The organism is Colwellia sp. 6M3 (genome assembly GCF_014077595.1).
Classification (GTDB): domain Bacteria; phylum Pseudomonadota; class Gammaproteobacteria; order Enterobacterales; family Alteromonadaceae; genus Cognaticolwellia.
Genome location: NZ_JACGWF010000175.1, coordinates 1 through 2,097, shown reverse-complemented (window position 1 = coordinate 2,097; position 2,097 = coordinate 1). Strand labels below are relative to the sequence as shown.

Here is a 2,097-nt window from a genome sequence, read left to right as displayed (position 1 = left end):
AATTTATATCGCTTGCATTGTAGTGCAAACCTCACTATCTTGTGATTAGTTTTTTAAAAACCCCAAGATATAGTGCATTTTTCATTCAGAGACATATTGAATGATATACGATTTATCTCGTATAAATGACATTTTGAGGCAATTAACATTTTAAGCACCTACTGTGGGTGATTAAAACAACAATTAGATTTACAGGTCTTTCATGAATAACAACCTTTTTGTTACAAAGCGCAATGGTTCTAAAGAGCCAATCGACTTAGAAAAAATCCATAAAGTAATTGCTTGGGCTGCAAACGGCTTAGACAATGTTTCGGTATCTCAAGTTGAACTTAAGTCACATATTCAATTTTATGATGGTATTAAAACTGCTGACATTCATGAAACCATTATTAAATCAGCTGCTGATTTAATATCGGAAGAAACACCTGATTATCAATATTTATCTGCACGTTTAGCCATATTTCATTTACGTAAAAAAGCTTATGGCCAATTTGAGCCACCTAAGCTTTACCCGCATGTTGTAAAACTAGTAGAAGCGGGCAAGTATGATGAGCATTTATTAGCTGATTACACACCTGAAGAATTTGAGCTACTTGAAGGCTTTATGGATCACAGCCGTGATTTAGACTTCAGTTACGCTGCGGTAAAACAATTAGAAGGTAAATATCTAGTACAGAACCGTGTTACTGGTGAGATATATGAAAGTGCACAGTTTTTATATATTTTAGTGGCGGCTTGCTTATTTGCAAAATACCCTGAAGAAACACGTTTAGATTACGTAAAAGGTTTTTATAACGCTATTTCAACCTTTAAGCTCTCATTACCTACGCCTATTATGGCTGGTGTTCGTACACCTACTCGCCAATTTTCATCTTGTGTATTAATTGAGTGTGGCGATAGTTTAGATTCAATTAACGCAACATCTAGCTCGATTGTGAAATACGTATCTCAACGTGCAGGTATTGGTATTAATGCCGGTCGAATTCGTGCACTGGGTAGTACAATCCGCAATGGTGAAGCTTTTCATACCGGTTGTATTCCATTTTATAAACTCTTTCAAACAGCTGTTAAAAGTTGTTCGCAAGGTGGAGTTCGCGGCGGTGCTGCCACCCTATTCTACCCGTTATGGCATTTAGAAGTTGAAAGCTTATTAGTACTTAAAAATAACCGTGGTGTTGAAGAAAACCGCGTTCGACATTTAGACTACGGCGTACAGTTTAATAAAGTAATGTACCAGCGTTTAATTAAGGGCCAATCTATTACTTTATTTAGCCCAAGTGACGTACCAGGTTTATATGACGCTTTCTTCGAAGACCAAGATAAGTTTGAAGAGCTTTATGTTAAATACGAAGCTGATGACTCAATTCGTAAAAAGTGTATTAAAGCAATTGAGTTATTCACCTTATTTGCACAAGAGCGTGCAAGTACAGGTCGAATTTATTTACAGAACGTAGATCACTGTAATACTCACTCACCTTTTGATCCGACTGTTGCGCCTATTCGTCAAAGTAACTTATGTTTAGAAATTGCTTTGCCAACCAAGCCAATGGAAGATGTAAACGATCCAAACGGTGAAATAGCCCTATGTACTTTATCGGCATTTAACTTAGGCGCAATTGAAAGCCTAGACGAGTTATCTGGTTTAGCTAATTTAGCCGTACGTGCTTTAGATAGCTTATTAGATTATCAAGACTACCCAGTACCAGCAGCACATACCGCTACTATGGGTCGTCGTACTCTCGGTATAGGTGTTATAAATTACGCTTACTATTTAGCAAAAAATGGTGTTTTCTATTCAAATGGTAGTGCGAACAACTTAACGCATCGCACATTTGAAGCGATACAGTATTACTTATTAAAAGCTTCTAACGAATTAGCTATTGAGCAAGGTGCTTGTCCTAAGTTTAATGAGACTCGTTTATCACAAGGTATTTTGCCTATCGATACCTACAAAAAAGAAATCGATAACATTACCGGTGAACCACTTCATTTAGATTGGGAGTCACTTCGTGCCAGTATTAAAAAGCACGGCGTAAGAAACTCAACCGTATCAGCATTAATGCCGTCAGAAACTTCGTCTCAAATATCTAATGCGAC

General features: G+C 37.1%; 1 protein-coding gene. It reads left to right on the top strand.

Annotation, left to right across the window (positions count from 1 at the left end; genetic code table 11):
* Positions 1-202: 202 nt before the first annotated feature.
* Positions 203-2,097 (top strand): class 1a ribonucleoside-diphosphate reductase subunit alpha (nrdA, locus tag H4J50_RS18790; protein WP_182257682.1); only part of this gene is annotated, 1,895 nt, incomplete at its 3' end.